This window comes from Halobacillus shinanisalinarum (assembly GCF_022919835.1).
Taxonomy (GTDB): domain Bacteria; phylum Bacillota; class Bacilli; order Bacillales; family Halobacillaceae; genus Halobacillus_A; species Halobacillus_A shinanisalinarum.
Map to the genome: position 1 here is coordinate 2,589,429 of NZ_CP095074.1, position 20,550 is coordinate 2,609,978.

Here is a 20,550-nt window from a genome sequence, read left to right on the forward strand (position 1 = left end):
ATCCCTAATATTGAATGGCATGGCAGAGGAATAATAATGTCTAAATAATCTAGCGATTGATTTAGACGTTTGTATTTTAGAATGGATAATTGATGATTCCATGTCTTTTACCAGAACGTGGATTTTTGTTTGAGTAGGTGTTAGAATCGTTATACGAACCACTCAAGAAGGGATTGATCTGATGAAGAGACGATGGATCGGTGGTTTGGCTGGATTAGTATTGGCCTTTATCCTTGTGAGTTGTGGAGCCGCGGGTCAAGTCGAGTCTTTATCACCAGAAGAAATGAAGGAATACATTGAAGAAAATGATACAGCTTATGTGTTAATTAACAGTACTGAAGATGAAGAAGAACGTGAAGCTAATATTCAGCTCGTAGAAGATAACATTGAATCTATTAATGTGAAGGAAGTTAACTCTCAATCATCCAAAATGATTGAGAACGATTTAAAATTAAAGGACTTAGGTTTGAAAAATATCCAATTCGGAACTTTAGGATTTTATAAGGGTGGAACATTGAAAGAATATGTTTCTTTACGAAGTGCCGATCATCCATCTGAGAAAGATAAGGAAAAAGCACTTCAAAAATTCATAAACGAAACTTCATCCTAATGGAAGTGATCTTTTAAGATCGCTTCTTTTTTTATGACTAAATTTATTGAAGGAGGTGATTAGCTATGGGAGCAACGAACCGTGAAGTCAAACAATCGAAAGACCTTGTTCAAACACTTTTGCAAGTTCAGGATCTTTCCTACAACGACTGGCTACATGAAAAGCACCAAGAATACATTCAAGAAAACCAAAATGTTGTGATGGAATCTCTGATGCAGTACAAGGAATGGAAAGATGAGAAAGGCTTTAAAAATTCATATTAAAATCAAAAGGAGCGAATCTAAGATGAGTGTCTTCATGAATTACATGGTGTTATCAGCCATAAGTAACCTACAGTCTACCGGAGCATCTATTCTTACGGCGATGCAACTCCTAGGGATTATTTCCGCAGCCATTGCTTTTGGAATCGGCGCCTATCACCTGATATGGGGAGGTGTTCGAGGACGTCAAAGCTCCCTAGTATGGTTTATAGGAGGTTCAGTTGGTTTAGTGGTCTTGATGGGGGCCACAGCGATCGCCGAATATATTGATAGTCAGGTTGTCTTTTAAAGGAGGGACTACGAATGCAGATATTATTTACCTCGAAATTAGAAGGGGAAATTAACAGCTTTCAACCCTATCCTTTTCACCAAGCCGTTGAAAGAACAGAAGAATTGGATGCCAAATGGAAAAAGAAGAATGCTGAGCCTGTTGCCCTTGATTTTATGATCTCTAATGATGAAGGGGACAAATTGTATAATGGGACGTATGTTGTGGGCTCCAATGACACGACGAACATCTATGATCATGTATGTCGCAAGCTGGTTAAGCTACCGATGAAGAATGAACAACAAGAAACCGAACGCGATATCCTCCTGCAGAACTTAACGTCCCATACACCTATGAGTTATCAGTTAGATGTGACGGAATTACTGAAAGAGGGGGCATCGAGTCAAAAAGGATGGAAATTCTTTAGTAAACGTCAAAAACTCATGGCCGGTTCTCTAGCGGGCCTTGTAGTTGTGACGATGGTAATATCCATTTCCTTTGTCCTCATGTTAAGGAGTCAATCGCAAGCCATGCATCAGCTAAATCAGGAGCTTGCTGAAGTTAAGGCTTCGAAAAGCGTTTATGAAACGGCCTTAACAGGTGATGTAATGGAGGCTATAGAAAAGCTACAGGCTGAAAAAGAGCGTAGTGATAGCGAACAAGAGGCTCTGGTCTATTTACTATTACAGGAAAAGAACTTTGAAGAAGCCGTCGATATAGCTGGCAAGGAAAACCTATCGAACTTAGCTGGCAAAGTGATGCAATTTCATGGCGTCGAAGAACTTCAAAGCTTCCAAAAATCTTTTCCGAGTCCGGTTGGTACTTTCGAAGTCTCGTATCATACGGAGCATTACGAAAAGGCGATAGTTGTTGAAGATGTAGCCATGACCCCTAGACGATATAAAGAAAAAGGACTGGCTTATCTTAGGCTTGATCAGTTGCAGAAAGCAAAGAAGGTGGCCAGTGAAGCAAAAAGTAATGTGCTGAATGAAAAAATCAGCACATATGAACAGCTCGAACAACAACTAACACAACTCAACCATCAAATCGAAACAGAGAAACAAGCTGACAATCAGGATCAAGATAAAATAAAGGAGTTAGAAAAACAAAGAAAAGCTTTGCAAAAGGAACAAAATAAGATTTAAGGGGGCGATTCATCTTGAAATCGTTCATCGCTCAAAGGCAGGTGCTTATTCCACTAAGCATCTGTTTTTTTATGGCGATCATGTTTGCAGCAACCTTTATTCTAAATGTAGGGTTAGCGATATGGGCTACGGCTCAAACGTTTCCAGAGTTTAGTCAACCACTTGTGTTTAGAGCAATGTATCTCACTGATTTTCACGTTAGAGAATATCCTTTGTTTTATGGGATGGCAGCCGTGAGTGGATTACTCGGTGTCGTATACATGATCTATAAGATTCGAAGTAACTTTAAACAGATTGGAACGGATGAAAAGGGCTCCCAGCGTTTTGCGACCCGAAAGGAAATTCAACAACAATACAAAGTGATACCAGACCGGACGCAAACCTACCCAGGGCAAGGCGGTCCTGTGTTAGCCCGAAAAGGAAGTAGCGCCTATATTGATCCATCTCCCGTGAATAATCTGATAATCGGGACAACGCGTAGTGGGAAGGGGCAAACCTATGTCATTCCTACCATCGATGCTTATTCTCGCGCAGAAGATCAGCCCTCCTTAGTCATCAATGATCCCAAAGGAGAACTTTTCGCCTCAAGCCGTGAAACGCTTGAAAATCGAGGTTATGAGGTTGAAGTGCTGAACTTGATGAACCCGATGCAAAGCATGAGCTTTAATTTGTTAGAACTCGTTAAACAATCCTATTTGGATGGTGATTATTCTACAGCTCAAACGCTCTGTGAAACGATCACCCATATGTTATATCACAATCCCCAAGCGAAAGAGCCCATGTGGGATGATTCCGCAAAGTCCCTTGTTAATGCGATGATCCTTGCGATCACGGAAAAAAGTATTGCCGAAGGAACCGAAGAAAAAATCACGATGTACACTGTGGCCAATATGCTTTCTGAACTGGGTACGAAAAACGAAGACGATGAAAACGGCCAAGAATTTAACGCACTGGATCAATATTTTCAAGAGTTACCACAGGCGCATGTGGCCAAAGAACAGTATGCGACGAGTAACTTTTCCAAAGGGAATACACGATCCAGTATCTTTACCACTGCGATGAATGGCTTAACGAAATTTACGATGAGTGAGACAGCCAAGATGACAGCGAAAAACTCATTAGATTTGAAGAAGGTCGGCTTTGGTCAATCGATAAAAGGCCAAGGCACATCGTTCTCCAAAGTGTATGTCACGTTTCCTGATGGCGTCACTGAGGTTAATCAGTCTGGAGAGAGTGGCACCTGGACAATTAACTTCTCGTCGAAGTTGAAATCAGGAGACATCCTTACGGTGAAGCAAGATCAAGATCCCTTATCTGATGAACAAAAACAAACCAATAGGCAACAAGTAGAAGAAAGTAGTAAGCTCACAGTCCAAGTAGACTCCATAGATAAGGAATCCGGGGAGGTTCATTTTTCCTTCCCCTCTGGTTCTGTTAATAGCCTAACGGTCGGTCAAATTAGTTATTTTACAAAACCGATTGCGATTTTCATGGTCACCCCGGATTACGACACATCAACGCACGCAATTCCATCGATTTTTGTCAGTCAACTGTATTACGTGTTATCAAAAAACGCGTCGATTGCCAAAGGGCAGAAATGTTTGCGTGAAGTCGTGTTTGTGTTAGATGAGTATGGAAATATGCCGGCTATTGCGGATATGCCAAATAAAATTACGGTCTGCCTGGGACGAAACATTCGGTTTCATCTCGTCATTCAGTCCTACGCTCAATTAAAGGATCTGTATGGGGAAGATGGACAAGCCACGATCCGGGGGAACTGTGGGAACGAGATCTATATTTTAAGTGCAGATTATGACTCCGCCTCTTATTTTTCTTCCAAACTCGGTAAGCAAACGCTTAACACGCAAACGCGGTCAGGAACGACCTTTTCACTCGATAAATCCAAAACGGAGAGTACCGAAGGACGGGACCTCCTAACGGCCAATGAACTGCAGGAGTTAGAAGAAGGGGACACCGTGGTCCGTCGCGTATTGAAACGGCGGGATAAGAGAGGACGGAAAATACGCGCTTTTCCTATTTACAACACCGGCAAACACAGTATGAAATATGCGCATACGTATTTGGGGCAGGATTTTGATACGAGTAAGGCGATAACGGAAGAAGAAATTGATACACCGCATCGAGATGTTCAACCGCAGGACTTAGTGGTCGATTTTACCTCTAAACCTAAAACTGAAATGGAAAGACAAACCAACAGACGATGGGAGATCTCAAAAGAGGATAAAAACAAACACCAACCATTTCACAAAGAAGCATGGAAACAACAAAAGGTCGGTCAGTTTTTCGATTCTATGACTCTAAATATGATTCAAAAGCATGTCGCCCCTCCGTTAGATCATGACGAGGAAGAGATGAACAAAGAACCATTGGAGGCTTTTCTATACAATCTGAAAATGCTGGGAGAAGGCCAAGAAATTAGCCGACAAGTGTATGATCATATTCGTAAACAGATCGATAAATCATGTCAGGAAAAAGAATCAACGGAACCTGAGCAAAGAGAAAAAGTTGAACTATAACTTGAAAAGGAGATTTGATATGTCGCAAACACTAGAGCAAGTCATGGATACCTACAAAGCCGATATTGAAGAGGGGGAAGAAGTAATTATTACGTTGCATGATGCGGTTGTTAAATTATTTGAAGGCAAGGAGACGCCGGTGGTTGTGGTGATTGAACCGACGACAGACCATATGAATACCACTCTTGTTGCTTTCTTAGATCAATGAGGGAGGAGTGAGCCAATGTCGGATGAAGAACTATTAGAGAAACTCCTCCAATTTTCAGAAGTCCTCCATACCAACAACATTTTTAGTTCTGGGCTCCGAATCATGGGGTGGGGGATCATCCTTTTCCTGAAAATGATTGTAGATAGCCTTGAAGGTATGGTGGACAGTGTCCTCACATTGACAGATTTCTTTCGTAGTGAAGCTGTACAATCTTTTCTAGAAACGATTCAACCGGTTCTCTATATTTTGTTAGCCTTTTCGCTTGCTATGATTGGGTTTCGGTTGATTTTCAATAAAGAGAAAAATCGGGCAGAAATCCCGATGAATATTTTTATCTCGATCATGACGATATCCCTTTTAACATTTGGGATGGCGCAAGTCGATGAATTTACTGGACATGCGATCGATGTTGCTCAGGTTGAGCAAGAATCCTTTACGATTTCGGACCGCGTGATGATGGACTACATTACAGACATTGCAGTCTATGATGAAACGGGGTGGAAAACGCCAGATGTGGAAAACCGACATCACGTCAGCCCAAATAACATAGACAAAATTTCTATTAATGAGACGATAACAAGGGAATTTGAAAAAGCAAATGGTGAACAATTATCGGAACAAGGGAAAAAAATAGTTATGAATAAAGTTGGTTTGGAATCGAACGGCGAAGAAGGGATAGTTGAATTAGGTAAGAGCAGTCTATTTGACTTTCTCCCCGAACATTATTATCGCTGGGATGTAGAATGGTTTACCGCGATAGTGACGCTCGGGGTCATGGCCTTTACGATGGTCTTGATTTCGATTAAGGTTGCGAAATTATGTTTCGAACTTGGATTTAATCATATTGTGGCGCTTATTATGGCTTATGCTGATATTTCTACCGGTCAGCGATTGAAGGCGATTATTAAAAACATTGGCAGCATTTTTGCCTCGCTTATTATGATCTTCTTGAGTTTGCGTGTGTATATGTATTACACGACCTTTATCGGTGAGAACTTAGAAGGTATGGCTTATCTGATTGCTCTTGTGGCCGGTAGTTTAGCTGTGATCGATGGACCAAACATCGTCCAAAAACTCTTTGGCATCGATGCTGGACTTAAAAATGCTTGGCATGTAGCTATGGGTGGTTACTTGGCTTCTAAAACGGTTGGTCCGCCAGCGAAGAAAGCTGTCGGGGCAGTGGCTAGTGGAGGAACAAGTGCGGTGATGAATACGGGGGCTGGGGCAGCTGGAGCCATTGCAGGTATGGCTGGCGGTAAAGGTAAAGGCTCCCCTCAGAATGCGCAAAAGCCTAGCTCGACTCAAAGGAATACAGACAAAGAAACTGGTGGCAAACAAGATCAACAGTCTGGAATCATGAAGCCTATTAAAGATTCGGAGGAATCCATTCAGACCGCACAACATGCAAGTACCCAGGTGCAACAACCAGGGGGAGCTTCTTCCGTTCATGAAGAAATGCGCGAAGAAAAGAGAAAAGAACAATCACCGAATGTTAGCCCGAAACCTCATTTACATGAGGAAATGAAACAAAGTAATCGACAAGTAGCTGCTTCCATGGAGGCTAAGGAGCCGACAGCCCACAGCTCGACTACTGTTCCGTTCGATCAAAAGGGGCAAGAAGCCCAACAAGTAACACAGGGAGACCAATCGAAAGCCCCAACTAGTACTGATGATATTCCCCTGCCAAATCAGTACCGAACCGAACAGCGCACGATGGGGCAATATATGAAAGATCAGCTCAGGGATCGATTTAACAACCATCACAAGGTTCAGGGGGCGAAACGCACCTATAACCTATCGCGCAATACAACAGAAAAATGGAGACGTAACATTCAAAAACGCGAACGAGGCTCTTAACCTTGTTGGCGTTTTTGTTTTGGAAAGGAGAAGATACGTTGCATTATAAAATTCCTTCTGAAATCGGAAGCGAACTAAAAATCAACCGTCTGTTTTACCTGACGGACTTACTTGTCGTGTTAATTCTTGGAGGTGTCGGCTTTACCTTGCGTTATGTCGTGCATCCCTCTTTCATTTGGTATTACGCGACCTTTTGGATCATCTTGATGATGACCTGGCTTGTCCGGCCCAAATCAAACCCGAAAATGCGTATGGTGAAAGCCTTGGGATTAGCTGTGTTTCGGGATCGTATCACCTATTGTTCTATGGATACAGAAGAAAAAGAGAAAGGGGAGTCCTAAATGACCTTCTCTGAAGAGCATGAAGAACAGCAAGCTCTTTTCGATGAACAGCCTTTTAAGAAACGAAAAAAGAAATACAAAGGATCAAAGCCTCAGAAGAAGAAGCGATCAAAGGCCAAAGCGTCTATCGCTGAAATTATACCGATTCGGGACATGACAGATGATGGGGCTTTTCAAATTCAAGAGGATGAAGGTTATATGGATATGATGCAGCTGCAAAGCAAGGATATCTATTCCCCTTCTATGGATGAAACGGAATACGACATCATGATGATGGCCAAGTTTTTTCAATCCTACGCTGCCGACATCAAAATTGTGTCGATGAACTTCCCCGTTGATATGCAACGACAGCTTGATGCAGTGGATCGAAGGATAAAAAAGAATACTTCTCCCTTATATGAACGTTTTCTCTTGAGGAAACGCGAAGAATTAGGCTTCTTAGAACAACACCGAACAAATCGGGAGTTCTATTTATTTATCTACGCCTCAAGCCTAAAGCAGTTAACAGAATACCGGAATAACTGTCAACGTTATCTGGGGCGGGTGGCTCCATTACTTCCTTTAACCGAAGAGAAGAAAATTGATTTGCTTTATAAACTCTACAACCAAAATTCCAAACTTGAAAAAAGGGGGTAGAAGTCATGTTTAGATTTTTGCAATCTAAAACAGACCAAGAACAAACAATGTCTAAGGGTTACAATCCGTACCTACTAGCCCATATCCAACCTCAAGGAGGGATCAACTTCCAGGAGTCTTATATTCGAAAGGGGGATGGCTATGAGGCAGGTGTTCATGTATATGCCTTTCCCAAAAATGTATCGGACTTCTGGCTAGAGCCGATCTTCAATATGGAGAATGTGATTACAACTATGGATATTGTGTCGGACGACCGATACAAAATTCGCGATGGGTTAAATAAAGGGATGGCTGAACAAAGCTCACGAATCATCAATGAAAAGGACAATGCTGGTATCATCGAGGCCCAAAACAATTACGACGATTTACGAGAACTCTACAATCAGGTGTCAGAACAAGGGGAAATTGTAAAGCGTGTGCATCTCCGCCATTACGTAAGTGCCCCAACAAAGGTTGAATTAGAGGATAAAGTGAAGGCCGTTCTATCAATCTTGCAAGATGAGAATTTTCGGGGATCCATTTTCTTAAATGAACAAGAGTACGAATGGAAAGCTCTTCTTTCAAGTTATGACGACCAGTCCACGTATCGTAACAAACGGGAAGGTCAACCTATCCCAGCGTTAGGATTAGCTGGTGGTTTTCCTTTTCACTTTACGAGTTTACATGACCCTTACGGAACGTTTTATGGAACAACATTGACCGGTGGTAACGTCGTATTTGATTTGTTTCACCGTGATAACCAGCGCAAAAGTTATAACGGTGTCATGGTAGGGGCCATGGGTGCTGGGAAGTCAACTACACTCAAGAAAATCATGCTGGATAATGCCATTAAAGGATATAAAGTAAGAACCTTCGACGTGACCGGCGAATTTGCGGAACTAACGGAAGCTTTGGGAGGAAAACAAATTGCCTTAGACGGGTCGGATGGAGTGATTAATCCATTACAGGTATATCGTACGGCTGAAGATGAAACGACATCATTTACACAGCACTTATCCAAACTGACGACGTTCTATAAGTTTTTGGCCCCGGAAGCCAATGATAGTGAACTAAAAGAGTATGAGAATCTATTAAGGCAACTCTATGAAACTACTGGACTTTGGAACGAGGATGGGAGTTCAAACATCACACAGCGACCGGTCCATCTTTATCCGATCTTTTCTGATTTCCTTGCTTTTATTGAAGATCAATTATATGAGGACATTAGCGAAGGGAAGCAATGGGAACAGGTGAGTCCAGAACGAAAAAGACGTCTCGAAAGCATTGAGTTAAATATCCGTAATCTTGTCGAAACGTACGCTCACTTGTTCAATGGTACCTCTACCGTTGAACATTTTAATGAACAACAAGTCGTTACCTTCACGCTACGCGGTTTATCACAAATGCGTGCGGAGGTCTTTCAGGCTCAATTGTTTAACGTGTTGAATCTCCTTTGGGATTCGATGCTTACGAATGGCGCCCCTCAGTTTGAGGCATACAACCGGGGGGAGCTGGCCTTTGAAGATGCAGTTCGTTATTTGATTTTAATGGACGAAGCACATCACATCATTAATACGAAAAAGAAAAGTGAAAGTGCTCTTGAATTTCTCACGAAATTTAGCCGTGAGGCGAGAAAATATTTTGGCAGTTTGTTGTATGCGAGTCACACGATTCGCGACTTTGTGCCGGAGGGATCTGATCAAAGCATGGTAGAAGAGATTAAGAAGCTCTTCGAACTAACACAATACAAAATTATTATGCAGCAGGATAGCAATAACTTGGATATGATGCAGCAAATCTTCGCCGGCCAATTAAGCCAGAGTGAGTTGCATGATATTCCGTATTTGCAGACAGGAGATACGATGCTGAGTATCCGAGCCGTTGAAAATATTCGCTTTAACGTAGAGGTATCGGATGAGGAGCTCGCTTTATTCGGAGGAGGTGCTTAACTAATGCCTTGGCCTTTAGTACTGGGGCTTATACCTCGAAAAGTTTGGCTCTGGTTAATTGGTTTTATAACAGCTCTGTTCCTCCTTCAAATGGTTTTATATGCTTCAGCTCTCGCCACATTAATCGGCTATCAAAAGAGTAGTGAAAGTGAAGATGTTCAATCGGTCGACGTGGTGAATGGAACCGCACAGGTTTCAGCAGCTGTGGAGCGTTACCGCCCTTTATTTGAAAAATATGCGGCCAAGTATGGGGTATCCGATTACGTGGAGCTGTTACTGGCCAAGACGATGCAAGAGTCAGGTGGGAAACTTGATGATGTGATGCAGGCCAGTGAATCCCTAGGCTTACCACCAAATACGATTGATGACCCCGAACGAAGTATTAAGGTCGGGGTTCAATATTTTGCAGATATGTTAGAGAAAGCTGGCGGTGATGTGAAGTTAGCCCTTCAAGCGTATAACTTTGGAGGAGGATTTATTGATTACGTTAAAGAGCACAATCACGGGGAGTACAGCAAGGGCATAGCGATTGAATTTTCTCAGATGAAATACCAAGAGTTGAAGCATACAGGCATGTATTCATGTATTACTCCGGAGGCAGCTGCCCTTCAAGCTTGTTACGGCGATATTGGGTATGTAGAAGCTGTTTTAAGTTACCTGAAAGGAGGAGTTGTTGAAGGAGATGTCCGACCATCGGGAGATTGGGTTCTGCCGATTGCAGGAGCATTAAAACAGACCTCAGATTACGGGATGCGGAAGGATCCTTTCAATGGAACATCGACGATGCACCGGGGGATGGACTTTGCATGTACGAACGCAGTGACCCCAATCCAAAGCGTTGAAAACGGTCAAGTGGTAAGAGTCAGTAATGGAGGAACGGGGTACGGAAACAGCGTGATTATCAAACACGAAGATGGCTTATTTAGTCACTATGCGCATCTTTATTCTGTGGATGTAGATCAAGGGGAGGTTGTTCAAAAAAGTGAAGAAATAGGGACGTGTGGGACCACTGGAAACTCGACTGGACCTCACCTGCACTTTGAGGTATTAACGAAAAATCAGTATCGAACCGATGTGGATCCGGCTCCATACCTTGATCTGTAAACAAGTTGTGTACAGGGAGGGATATGAATGAATAAACGAGTCTTATTTGGTTTGTTTCTTGGCTTTTTAATCGCTGTTACGGGGTTTAACGTGTATGCCCAAACCAATGCATCAAACGATGAACTACAAGCCAAAGTCAAGCAATTGCAAGCTAATAAGCAACAGATCTTAAAAGAAAATCAGGAGCTGAAACAGACTCTCCAACGACAACATCCAGCCAAAATTCAGGACCGTCACCGTACATTAGTGGATCAGGTATCTGCGTTTGTTGAAACAGCTTTTGTGCACAGCAAAGGGACCTATCAGGAACGAAAAAAGCAAGCTCAATCGATCATGAGTGATGAGCTGATCAACACATTTTTTCCTACAGAAACTTATAGGGGGAAAACGAATACGAGCATAGATCATGTTCAGCTATTTATTGAAACGGGCAACCTAACTAGCAGCCATGCAACGGCCCTGGTTCGGTTCTATCACACTCTTCATTCTTTACAGAATGATCAAGAACAAGTGTCGGAAGTGTTTTTAGAAATAGATGTCCAAAAGCAAGATGGGCGTTGGAGAGTGGTGGACTTTAAGCAAGCCACGTAGGAGGGGAAATAAATGAAAAAACAGAGGAATGTGGTCACGGAAAACACATCGAAAATGTATTTAATTGGGTTAAGTATCATGACGGCGACACTTCTCTTTTTCTTATGTTCTGGATTTATATGGGGAGACCAACATCATGGGGACATTCAACAAACTCCCCTGAATAAACTGATCAACTTGAAAGGATCTGGGGACATGATTATTGAGGGTTGGGCCTATAATCCGAACCGTCAACTTATGATTGTTACTCTAAATATAGATCAATCTACGGATCTATTAGGGGATTCATTGGCCTTTGTTGCGCAAGAAAAGGCTAATCCTCAACGAAAGATTCCGACGACAGTTGAGTACCATGAAGAAGGTCAATATGTGATTAGTATTCAAGACGTAAGTCCCTCTTTCGAGGTGATGGCTTTAGACATTTACAAGCACAAAGAAAAGGATGAGATTCTTCTTGGTGATCCTCAACAGGAGCTGAAGGGAGGTGAAGAAGTCAAAGAATTAGCGCGCATCTATACCGATCAACGAAAAGTTGAAACTGATCTAGCATTGACCATTCAAGCGGAACAAGATTATGAATTAGCTGCTTTAACAAGAGATATCAAACAGGCTAAACAAACCATTCAAGATAAGGAAAAACAGATTCAAAGAATCGAACAAAAACTAAATGATCTGGATCAAAAACTAGTGGAATTAGAATCAGACCGACTGTATGAAACGGGTGAAGAAAAGGAACAAACGAATGCAAGAATTCAACAAATAGAAAATGAAAAAAAGAGACTCAATCGAGTGGCCGCAGAGAACGAAACGATGACTCAAACTATAAAGGAGAAGCTTAAGATGTTAAAAGAAAAACGAGACATGATTGATAGCTAAAATCGAAAAAAATGAGAAAAGGCATCAACACAAGGACCACACATCCCCTGTGCAGGGACCACACACCAGAGCTGTAACACGAAGGTTTGTTCCTATTTTGGCAACACAGTGACCGCACATTTGGGGATTTTCTTGTGCCCTCGTTTTGCCCGGCTCTGCCGGGATTCACACGCCAAGTGGGAACAAAAACCCCTTATGCTCTTCTCTTTATTCACTAGTTTTAGGACCTTAATCAGAAGGAGGGATTTTCATGGAAATAAGAATTCGATATATGGATCCAAAAACTGTTCAAAAAATTGACGAGCTTGCCAAAGAAAAAGGTGTGAGTCGGCAGGAGTTTTTACACGCACAGTTGCATCAGTTAGCTGTCTTTAAGGAAGAGAATAATCGTGAACAAAGATTAAAGCAATTAATCGATCGAAACATTCAAACGATGGCCCACTGTTATACAGCGATTCGAGAAATGAATGATCTCTTACAGTTTGAAGAACCAGGTGAAGAAGTATGAATGAAACGATAACGCCTGGGGTGGTTTTAAAAACCAAATTCGTGACCGCCAATAAGAAAGGCTTTCAAGATTACGTCCAGTATGTAGACCGCGAAGAGGCCAAAGGAAAAGGGGAAGCACATCGGTCCATGTTTAGTTTGTATAATCACTATATGGACGATCAGGATAAAACCTCTGCCTTGTTTACTCAGAACTCGGATCGTTTATCTGTGGAAGGAAAACAGGGGATTAAATCATTGTTTGAACAAGCCCAAAAGAAGAACAGTATCATGTGGCAGGACGTGATTACGTTTGATAATGATTGGCTTCAAAAACGAGGCGTTTATGACTCCAAAAGCCACACCCTAGATGAAGATGCTTTAAAAGAAGTGACACGAAGATCCATGCAGGCCATGATGAAAAAAGAAGGATTACAAGATAGTGCTGTCTGGTCAGCGGCCATTCACTATAACACCGATAACATTCATATTCATGTGGCCACAGTCGAACCCAATCCGACTCGGGAGCGGGGTAAGCGAAAACCGAAAACGTTAGATGCGATGAAAGGTGAAGTCGTAAATGGATTGTTAGATCGAACGCAGGAACGAAATCACATTAACTCGTTGATCCGGGAGCATATGGTAAACACGAAGAAAGAAAATAGCAGCACAAAATGGAGGAATAGAGAAATGAAACCTTTGTTCCTCGAAGTGTACAATCATTTGCCTCAAGATAAACGCCAATGGCACTATGGCTATCAAACCCTGAATCCTATCCGACCGAAAATTGATGAACTTACGACAAGGTACTTAAACAAATATCACCCAAATGATATGAAACAACTGCATCGCAAACTGGATCTAGAGGTGAATGAATTAAAGCAAGCCTATGGGGATGGACCCAAGGACAAAAAACGATATCAACATTATAAACAAAACAAGCTGGATGATCTCTATAAGAGAATGGGAAATGCGTTCTTACAAGAAATGAAAGCTTATGATAACCAACGTATTCATGCCCATGAACCACGTCACTTTTCTTCCCATAGACCAGTGCCTCCGGGTGTTCATTTACAACAATCGTTTCGAAGGATTCAACGCTCCATGAGTCAAACCTATGAGCAGTTTATGAACGACTTGGACCATCAGAAATTGGAACGAGACATTGAAAGAGAAAGGTAGGTTGTTGATCATGAGGCAACGTCAAAATGTAACGCTCCATGAGGAAACCATTCGATTAATGAAAGAGTATCAGGAGCAACATCATATTCGTTATCCAGGGGAAGCTTTGGATCGGATAGTTGCGGAGTGGGAAGAGCAACAATTCAAGGATCATTCCCAAGAATATGTCATGGGGTTGATGGCTCAACGTTTTCAGGAGGTGTTTTCCGATGAGATGAAGCGGTTAAAGTTGGCAGCCAATCAAAGTGATAAAAACACGCAAGTTCTGCTGGAATTGATGAATGGATTTGCGATGGATCAAAACCTAGAAAGTTGTGTGACGACTCCAATATTTGAAAGTCAGGCGATGAAGGATGCCAAGGAAGCTGTCGAAGAACGAATCAGCAACCAAAGGCAAAAAAGAATCAGCGTCAGAGAGTCACAAGCTTCTTCATCCTAACAACTATCGGTGATTTAGCCGATTAATGATAGGTTGAAAAATGACCAAAGGAGGAGATTTTATGATGTTGTTTAATCACCGTTATGAAGTAGGCGTGTTTAAATGTTTAGGGGATAACCAAGAGCTCGTGATCGAAGTTGGCCAAAAGGAATACACCTTAACGTTGAGTGATGATGAAATGGCTGATGTGGAACAGCATTTGGTTAATCAAGAAAACTTACTCATCCCGTTCGATAAAAAGAGCAAGCAGCTGATGTTAAACACGGATCCAACCTATGAGGAAGAGGATATGGAAGAACTCATGAACATAAGCGAGGGAGGTGATGTTCATGGCCAAAAGTAAACGTACCTATCCCAAAAAGTCACCCGAACAGGTCCAAGAGGAGATCAATAGACTGACAGAAGGAATGGAAGAACGTATCTCGAACCACTTTCATTCGCCCGATCAGCTGAAAGAGTATTTGGATTTTATGGGAAAGTTTTATCGATATTCCCTAAAGAACACTGCGCTTATTGATTCACAGTTTTCGGGAGCTGAAGCTGTTGGCTCGTTTGCCTTTTGGAAAGAAAAAGGGTTCCCCGTTAACAAAGGTGAACAAGGCATTAAGATTCTCGTACCTAACCGATTGGGCCAGCAATTTAAAAACAATGAAGGGGAATGGAAGTCCTTACAACACGCCACCAGACAAGAGAAGGAACAGGTTAAAGACGGTCAACTCGACAAACGAGAGGGCCGTCTTGTTTTTTCTATCGGGAGTGTTTTTGATGTGTCGCAAACGAGTGCGTCCCAAAAAGACCTCCCTCACATATTCCCGAACAAATGGATCGATGGGAAGGTCGAAAACTATAAACCGTTGCGTCGAGGTATGGAGGCTATTGCGGATAAGAACAACATTCAAATCGTTGAACCTTATGAAGAGCTAGGGGCTGCCAAAGGAGTGAGTTACACAGGGAGAGGTGAAGTCGCCCTCAACCCTCGGAACTCAGAACGTCAGGATACGAAAAGCCTGTTGCATGAACTCACGGTGCGTCCATAAGGATGTGTTTGGGATCGCTGTCGTAGCAAACAGCTGATGTGGTCATATCATCATAAGGTCAAAGACTTATTGGTATTACCAAAATATCAAGATACTCGTGTTGGGAAACCAACAGGGGGACCATAGCATGTCTATAAAGCCACAAGTTACTGGCGTGTTACAGTACGACTGGATGGCAAGACCAAAGTAATAGACAAGGATGAAAGCTACACTGCTTGAACGATAGCCAGAGGGGTTATATCGTGGACCATAATAAACAACACGTGAAATGTTATGCAAGTGGGGACTTCAACGGATGAGTGAGACGTTGAAATATGACCTCCCACTGACCGACATCAATACGATGGTAAATGGCGAAAGTCGCATCCGATACTATTACAAGCTTCCCACATAATCTAAATGGAGATTGTCTAAGTCGATGCGCCCTTACGGGCTATGTCCTTTTGGAACTGAAAAATCGATAGGACAACGGAGTCTTCGTACTAGTCTGAGATAGGGAAAACCTATCACGCTAACATCAGATAACGCATGTTAGGTCATAGCTGTGAAGCTAGGATGGCGAAGGAAGACAGTTAACCGAATCCAATATTATAAGAAGAAGGAGCGAGAGGCTCTATGAGAAATCCTCAAGTAGTATTGGACAATCTAACGAGTAAGTCCAATGATGAAAGCTACAAGTATCAAAGAGTTTACAGAAACTTATACAATCCTGAGTTTTATCTTATGGCATATGATGAAATTTACCCTAACCCTGGTCATATGACTAAAGGGTCAAATGGTAAAACCATTGATGGCATGAGCATGAAAAGGATCCATACTATTATTGATTCACTCAAGGATGAAAAGTATCAGCCGACTCCAGTAAGAAGAACCTATATCGGAAAAAAGAGTGGTAATGGCAAAAGGCCACTTGGTATTCCATCATTCGATGACAAACTGCTACAAATGGTAGTCAAATATATTCTGGAAAGTATGTACGAAAGTTCGTTCAGTAACACATCTCATGGCTATCGACCAAACAAAAGCTGTCACACGGCTATCAAGCAAATTGCTGACACATTCAATGGAGTAAAGTGGTTTATAGAAGGGGATATAAAAGGCTTCTTTGATAACATAGACCATTCTATTTTAATTAACCTACTTCGTAAAAGAATCAAGGATGAGAAATTCCTAAGACTTATTTGGAAATTTCTTAAAGCAGGATATGTAGAGGACTGGAAGTACCACAATTCTTACAGTGGCGTACCTCAAGGAGGTATTATCAGTCCTGTCTTATCCAACATCTATCTTAACGAATTAGATAAATTCATTGAAGAGTTCCAACTTAAATTTAACAAGGGTAAACATAAGGCACAAAACCCCGCCTACAAAAAGTTACACCAAAAAAGCATGCGCCTTAAAAAGAAATTAAAGGACAAAATGGCTAAAGGAACTCTCAAAGAAGGCGAACGTGAAGAAATTATTGGTTCCATCAAAGAAGCTAATAATAGAAAAATGAAGTTACCTTCAAAAGATCCAATGGATCAAAACTACAGAAGATTGAAATATGTCAGGTATGCGGATGATTGGCTCATAGGTATTATTGGCAGCAAAGAAGATGCCACCATGATAAAAAAAGAACTAACTACATTTATTAGCCAAAAACTGAAACTCGAACTTTCACAAGAAAAGACACTCATCACAAATAGTAGTAAATTTGCTAGGTTTCTTGGTTACAACATTGCGATTAGTAGGAATCAACAACCAAAGCCGTCCTCAAGGCCTGCAGGAGAACAAAAAAAGGTTCTCTCACGCAACAACTCGGGGAAAGTTTCCATCTATATGCCAAAAGAGGCTTGGACCAATAAACTCATAGAGTATAAAGCCATAAAAATGGACGGACGTAACTGGAGGCCGATGCATCGGAGTGCATTAATTAATAACGATGATTTAGAAATTATCACTCGTTATAACTCTGAGATCAGAGGCATGTATAACTACTATAGGTTAGCCCTAAACGTTAGTGGACTCAATAAATTTAGATACTTTATGGAATACAGTTTATACAAGACTTTTGCCAATAAATACAAAACATCAATAAGCAAAATAATAAATCGATACTCTATTAACGGAGTCTTTGCGGTTAGATACAAAACGAAGAAAGCTAACAAAACTCGATACTTTTATAGTGATGGATTCAAACGAAACACTTCGATAAAGGCAGACCACACTCATACAGACCTTCCTATCAGTAAAGTTGATCTAGCTAGAACCAGTCTCATTTCAAGATTAAAGGCGGAACGGTGTGAATGGTGCCATGCAGAAAACGTCGAATTAGAAATTCATCATGTAAGAAAACTAAAGGACTTAAAAGGAAAAAAGCTATGGGAACAAGCGATGATAGCTAGGGCGCGCAAAACAATAGCGCTTTGTGCCCTGGGACAGGGCAATGACTGTCATCGCAAACTTCATGCTGGACTGTTAGATTGAAGTAAGTTAATGGCGAGCCGTATACATGGAGACGTGTACGTACGGTTCTGAGGGGGATGCTTGGGAACCTACCATAGAAATATGGCAAGGCACTGGGTATCTACCCTACCATGCGAAGCTCCACACGGAAGGAAAACGAGATCATTACACAAAGCCGGAAAAGGAATTTCAAGCAGAAATGACAGCCTATACGGTGTCCTCCTATTTCAATATTGATACCAGCGATTATTCCCTAGATTACCTTCATCATTGGACGAAAGATCATGAGTTTAAGGATTGCGAAGGATTGTTGCAGGAAGTTCAAACGACGGCCAAAGAGTTTATTTCAACGATTGAAGATTCATGGGAAAAAGAACAGGAAGGGGATAAAGACATGAAAACGAAAACACCGTCCAATGAAAAAGGAGAGCGGAATATGGGCCAACCGATCCAGGCGCAGGAAAACAACCAAGAGAAAGAAAAGGGAGTCTTCGATCCACTGCCAAATCCCAAACCTTATCAAGACATGATCATCCTGGTAGATAAAGAGAGTCAGAATGTTAAAACCGTATCCATGGAAAGTCTTATAGACGTAGCCACACAGCAGGTAGATCAAAAAGAAATCAAACCGTTAGGGAACATCAGTTATCCGCAAGTCAAGCAAGATGAGCTGGTCAAAAAATTTAATCAAGCAAACGAAAAGGGCAAGGGTGCCTATATCGCTCTTAGTCCCGAACACCAAAAGAACCCGGAAACATTGCCTTCTTCTATGAGGAAGGTAATTGAAGGCATTTCAATCCCTTCTGAAACATTCAAGGAAGCCTATGCAAACAACGTAGCACCAGAGCACCCTTCTTTACAAAGATCACAACCATCCATCGAAAAAGAACCAAAGCAGGAAGAGGAAAAACTACCATCGGAGAAGCTACGTGACATGTACCGTCGGCAAGTCAGCACAACTGAACGAAACGAGAGCCCTTTTGAACCAAAAGCTGAAAAGGAAAAAGGTATGAGCGAACTCGATGACCAAGCCTATAAAGGTGCCTATAAAAAAGAGTTGATGAACTTTATTGAACCGAAGGTAGGAAAGGGACTGGATCAAGAGGAAGGCAACGATCGACAAGAACGTCTAAACCAAATGCGTGCCTTTGAAAAGACACATAGCATGGAATCCATTTATAAACTGAAAAAAGAATCGCTACAGGAATTAAAAGAGCTGCCGTTATCCGAACATGGCCAACAACGTTTAGTCCAGGTAGAAAGGACATTAGATCAGGAATTTAGCGAACAGAAGGGGAAAACCGGAGATAAGAGGAAAGGCAAGTCTGTGGAAGAAATAGCAGATGAAAGTAAACAGAGACCTTCTCAACAACAGCATAAAAAGCAACGGCAAAAAGTTGAAATGGAACGCTAGACAGGGATTTTTATTCCCTGTCTTTTTATTTTTCGATTTGACATTGACATTCAAAAAGGAGGAAGTGCTGCATGGTGAAGCATGTAGGCGCGTCACAAGTGGAAATCGCACGGAATGTAGATTTGATAGACTACTTGCAGCGTAAAGGAGAACCGTTGAAAAAGGAAGGAAACTATTACCGCCATCAAAAACATGACAGCTTAGTGATTAAAGATCAAATGTATGCCTGGAACTCGCGGGAGGAGAAGGGGTCTGGTGTGATTAACTTTGCCAAAATGTTTTATGGCATGAGTTTCCCAGAAGCTGTGTTAGATTTAAATGCTCAGGGTTATAAAGTAAAAACTGATGAACAAAAAAGAAAACCGAAAGAACCTTATCACTACCCTGAGCATTATGAAGTAAACGACATAACGAAGGCCAAAAACTATCTCACCAAAGAACGAAAGATTCACCCTAAACTCGTAGACTGGCTGGAACAAAAAGACTTCATCGCACAAGACAAGCTCGGGAATGTTATTTTTAAGTGGAAGCAGAATGGGAAAATTGTTGGTGCTGATCGCCAAGGGACAACCCCAATGAAAGATGGCCACATGTTTAAAGGGATTGATAAGAATAGCCATGGATCGGCTGGTTTTTCACTCGATATCGGAAAGCCCCATTCGATGTACTTCTTTGAAAGCCCGGTCGATGCGCTCTCGTATTGGAGTGTGAAACAGGAAGAGCTTCAAAACACACGACTGGTTTCAATGTCAGGCCTCAAACGTCAAACGTTGATCGATGAAATGAAACGTATGGGGAAAGAGGGGTGTACCATCCATCATGTCACCTTATGTACCGACAATGACAAGGCTGGTCAAGCCTTTTCTAACAAGTATCACCGGTTAATGACGAAAGGCTTATCTAGCATTGACCTGCCGGAGGCTAAGGATTGGAATGACGAGTTGAAGAAAAAAACTGAGAAGGATAGAGAACGTTCAACACAAGGTGGACTGGCTAAAAAAGACCTCATAACCCATGGTTCAGAACGAGAGTAAGGACGCCCCACGATGTAGTTCATGATAAGAAAGGTTGATTTTCTTCTGTCAACTTTGACCAGTCTAGCTCTACAGGTTCTTGGTTGGTTTTTCGTCAGCGTTATAGCCTATAAATTGATCTATATCTAACATAATTCAGGCGACTCAAA

Annotated in this window: 21 protein-coding genes; all 21 read left to right on the forward strand. The window is 41.8% G+C overall.

What is annotated here, in order from left to right; translation table 11 throughout:
- Nucleotides 1-181: 181 nt before the first annotated feature.
- The 21 genes from MUO14_RS12910 (at nucleotide 182) to MUO14_RS13010 (ending at nucleotide 20,401) form a co-directional block, all read left to right on the forward strand.
- Nucleotides 182-610, forward strand: coding sequence for a hypothetical protein (locus MUO14_RS12910; protein ID WP_244751097.1), 429 nt, complete (start codon nucleotides 182-184; stop codon nucleotides 608-610).
- A gap of 65 nt (nucleotides 611-675) precedes the next feature.
- On the forward strand, nucleotides 676-873 hold the full coding sequence (locus MUO14_RS12915; protein WP_244751098.1) for a hypothetical protein: 198 nt from the start codon (nucleotides 676-678) through the stop codon (nucleotides 871-873).
- A gap of 22 nt (nucleotides 874-895) precedes the next feature.
- Nucleotides 896-1,159 (forward strand): hypothetical protein, encoded by a 264-nt coding sequence (locus MUO14_RS12920; protein ID WP_244751099.1) that lies wholly within the window; start codon nucleotides 896-898, stop codon nucleotides 1,157-1,159.
- Between the two features lie 14 nt (nucleotides 1,160-1,173).
- Nucleotides 1,174-2,283, forward strand: coding sequence for a hypothetical protein (locus MUO14_RS12925; RefSeq protein ID WP_244751100.1), 1,110 nt, complete (start codon nucleotides 1,174-1,176; stop codon nucleotides 2,281-2,283).
- Between the two features lie 14 nt (nucleotides 2,284-2,297).
- Nucleotides 2,298-4,820 (forward strand): VirD4-like conjugal transfer protein, CD1115 family, encoded by a 2,523-nt coding sequence (locus MUO14_RS12930; RefSeq protein ID WP_244751101.1) that lies wholly within the window; start codon nucleotides 2,298-2,300, stop codon nucleotides 4,818-4,820.
- A 19-nt stretch (nucleotides 4,821-4,839) separates the two neighbouring features.
- Nucleotides 4,840-5,028, forward strand: a complete 189-nt coding sequence (locus MUO14_RS12935; protein ID WP_244751102.1) for a hypothetical protein — start codon at nucleotides 4,840-4,842, stop codon at nucleotides 5,026-5,028.
- 15 nt (nucleotides 5,029-5,043) lie between these two features.
- Nucleotides 5,044-6,885 carry a pLS20_p028 family conjugation system transmembrane protein gene (locus MUO14_RS12940; protein ID WP_244751103.1) on the forward strand — a complete coding sequence of 614 codons (1,842 nt, stop codon included), beginning with the start codon at nucleotides 5,044-5,046 and terminating at the stop codon, nucleotides 6,883-6,885.
- Between the two features lie 38 nt (nucleotides 6,886-6,923).
- Complete coding sequence (locus MUO14_RS12945) at nucleotides 6,924-7,226, forward strand: DUF5592 family protein (RefSeq protein ID WP_244751104.1); 303 nt, start codon at nucleotides 6,924-6,926, stop codon at nucleotides 7,224-7,226.
- Complete coding sequence (locus MUO14_RS12950; RefSeq protein ID WP_244751105.1) at nucleotides 7,227-7,862, forward strand: TraC-like domain-containing protein; 636 nt, start codon at nucleotides 7,227-7,229, stop codon at nucleotides 7,860-7,862. It abuts the gene before it with no gap.
- 5 nt (nucleotides 7,863-7,867) lie between these two features.
- Nucleotides 7,868-9,790, forward strand: a complete 1,923-nt coding sequence (locus tag MUO14_RS12955) for a VirB4 family type IV secretion system protein (RefSeq protein ID WP_244751106.1) — start codon at nucleotides 7,868-7,870, stop codon at nucleotides 9,788-9,790.
- A gap of 3 nt (nucleotides 9,791-9,793) precedes the next feature.
- Nucleotides 9,794-10,894 (forward strand): lysozyme family protein, encoded by a 1,101-nt coding sequence (locus tag MUO14_RS12960; RefSeq protein WP_244751107.1) that lies wholly within the window; start codon nucleotides 9,794-9,796, stop codon nucleotides 10,892-10,894.
- Between the two features lie 27 nt (nucleotides 10,895-10,921).
- On the forward strand, nucleotides 10,922-11,485 hold the full coding sequence (locus tag MUO14_RS12965) for a hypothetical protein (RefSeq protein WP_244751108.1): 564 nt from the start codon (nucleotides 10,922-10,924) through the stop codon (nucleotides 11,483-11,485).
- A 12-nt stretch (nucleotides 11,486-11,497) separates the two neighbouring features.
- Nucleotides 11,498-12,361, forward strand: coding sequence for a hypothetical protein (locus MUO14_RS12970; RefSeq protein ID WP_244751109.1), 864 nt, complete (start codon nucleotides 11,498-11,500; stop codon nucleotides 12,359-12,361).
- Nucleotides 12,362-12,611: 250 nt separating this feature from the next.
- The gene (locus MUO14_RS12975) at nucleotides 12,612-12,869 is read left to right on the forward strand and encodes a hypothetical protein (RefSeq protein WP_244751110.1); all 258 of its coding nucleotides are present in this window, start codon (nucleotides 12,612-12,614) and stop codon (nucleotides 12,867-12,869) included.
- The gene (gene mobP2 / locus MUO14_RS12980; protein WP_244751111.1) at nucleotides 12,866-14,029 is read left to right on the forward strand and encodes a MobP2 family relaxase; all 1,164 of its coding nucleotides are present in this window, start codon (nucleotides 12,866-12,868) and stop codon (nucleotides 14,027-14,029) included. Before MUO14_RS12975 ends, mobP2 begins: the two co-directional genes overlap by 4 nt.
- 10 nt (nucleotides 14,030-14,039) lie before the next feature.
- Nucleotides 14,040-14,468, forward strand: a complete 429-nt coding sequence (locus MUO14_RS12985) for a hypothetical protein (RefSeq protein ID WP_244751112.1) — start codon at nucleotides 14,040-14,042, stop codon at nucleotides 14,466-14,468.
- 61 nt (nucleotides 14,469-14,529) lie between these two features.
- Nucleotides 14,530-14,811 carry a hypothetical protein gene (locus MUO14_RS12990; RefSeq protein WP_244751113.1) on the forward strand — a complete coding sequence of 94 codons (282 nt, stop codon included), beginning with the start codon at nucleotides 14,530-14,532 and terminating at the stop codon, nucleotides 14,809-14,811.
- Entirely contained in the window at nucleotides 14,798-15,505 is a 708-nt protein-coding gene (locus MUO14_RS12995) for an ArdC-like ssDNA-binding domain-containing protein (protein WP_244751114.1), read from the forward strand. Before MUO14_RS12990 ends, MUO14_RS12995 begins: the two co-directional genes overlap by 14 nt.
- Before the next feature lie 615 nt (nucleotides 15,506-16,120).
- On the forward strand, nucleotides 16,121-17,974 hold the full coding sequence (locus MUO14_RS13000) for a reverse transcriptase/maturase family protein (RefSeq protein ID WP_244751115.1): 1,854 nt from the start codon (nucleotides 16,121-16,123) through the stop codon (nucleotides 17,972-17,974).
- A gap of 25 nt (nucleotides 17,975-17,999) precedes the next feature.
- A complete protein-coding gene (locus MUO14_RS13005) occupies nucleotides 18,000-19,367 on the forward strand; it encodes a hypothetical protein (RefSeq protein WP_244751116.1) in 1,368 nt (455 codons plus the stop codon).
- A gap of 71 nt (nucleotides 19,368-19,438) precedes the next feature.
- Nucleotides 19,439-20,401 (forward strand): toprim domain-containing protein, encoded by a 963-nt coding sequence (locus MUO14_RS13010; protein ID WP_244751117.1) that lies wholly within the window; start codon nucleotides 19,439-19,441, stop codon nucleotides 20,399-20,401.
- The last annotated feature ends 149 nt before the right edge of the window (nucleotides 20,402-20,550 follow it).

Coding starts and splice junctions, on each gene's coding strand:
- MUO14_RS13010 (WP_244751117.1), top strand. CDS start 19,439: ATGGTGAAGCATGTAGGCGCGTCACAAGTGGAAATCGCACGGAATGTA.
- MUO14_RS12990 (WP_244751113.1), top strand. CDS start 14,530: ATGATGTTGTTTAATCACCGTTATGAAGTAGGCGTGTTTAAATGTTTA.
- mobP2 (WP_244751111.1), top strand. CDS start 12,866: ATGAATGAAACGATAACGCCTGGGGTGGTTTTAAAAACCAAATTCGTG.
- MUO14_RS12985 (WP_244751112.1), top strand. CDS start 14,040: ATGAGGCAACGTCAAAATGTAACGCTCCATGAGGAAACCATTCGATTA.
- MUO14_RS12960 (WP_244751107.1), top strand. CDS start 9,794: ATGCCTTGGCCTTTAGTACTGGGGCTTATACCTCGAAAAGTTTGGCTC.
- MUO14_RS12995 (WP_244751114.1), top strand. CDS start 14,798: ATGGCCAAAAGTAAACGTACCTATCCCAAAAAGTCACCCGAACAGGTC.
- MUO14_RS12975 (WP_244751110.1), top strand. CDS start 12,612: ATGGAAATAAGAATTCGATATATGGATCCAAAAACTGTTCAAAAAATT.
- MUO14_RS12950 (WP_244751105.1), top strand. CDS start 7,227: ATGACCTTCTCTGAAGAGCATGAAGAACAGCAAGCTCTTTTCGATGAA.
- MUO14_RS12935 (WP_244751102.1), top strand. CDS start 4,840: ATGTCGCAAACACTAGAGCAAGTCATGGATACCTACAAAGCCGATATT.
- MUO14_RS12965 (WP_244751108.1), top strand. CDS start 10,922: ATGAATAAACGAGTCTTATTTGGTTTGTTTCTTGGCTTTTTAATCGCT.
- MUO14_RS12925 (WP_244751100.1), top strand. CDS start 1,174: ATGCAGATATTATTTACCTCGAAATTAGAAGGGGAAATTAACAGCTTT.
- MUO14_RS12920 (WP_244751099.1), top strand. CDS start 896: ATGAGTGTCTTCATGAATTACATGGTGTTATCAGCCATAAGTAACCTA.
- MUO14_RS12955 (WP_244751106.1), top strand. CDS start 7,868: ATGTTTAGATTTTTGCAATCTAAAACAGACCAAGAACAAACAATGTCT.
- MUO14_RS12915 (WP_244751098.1), top strand. CDS start 676: ATGGGAGCAACGAACCGTGAAGTCAAACAATCGAAAGACCTTGTTCAA.
- MUO14_RS13000 (WP_244751115.1), top strand. CDS start 16,121: ATGAGAAATCCTCAAGTAGTATTGGACAATCTAACGAGTAAGTCCAAT.
- MUO14_RS13005 (WP_244751116.1), top strand. CDS start 18,000: ATGGAGACGTGTACGTACGGTTCTGAGGGGGATGCTTGGGAACCTACC.
- MUO14_RS12970 (WP_244751109.1), top strand. CDS start 11,498: ATGAAAAAACAGAGGAATGTGGTCACGGAAAACACATCGAAAATGTAT.
- MUO14_RS12940 (WP_244751103.1), top strand. CDS start 5,044: ATGTCGGATGAAGAACTATTAGAGAAACTCCTCCAATTTTCAGAAGTC.
- MUO14_RS12910 (WP_244751097.1), top strand. CDS start 182: ATGAAGAGACGATGGATCGGTGGTTTGGCTGGATTAGTATTGGCCTTT.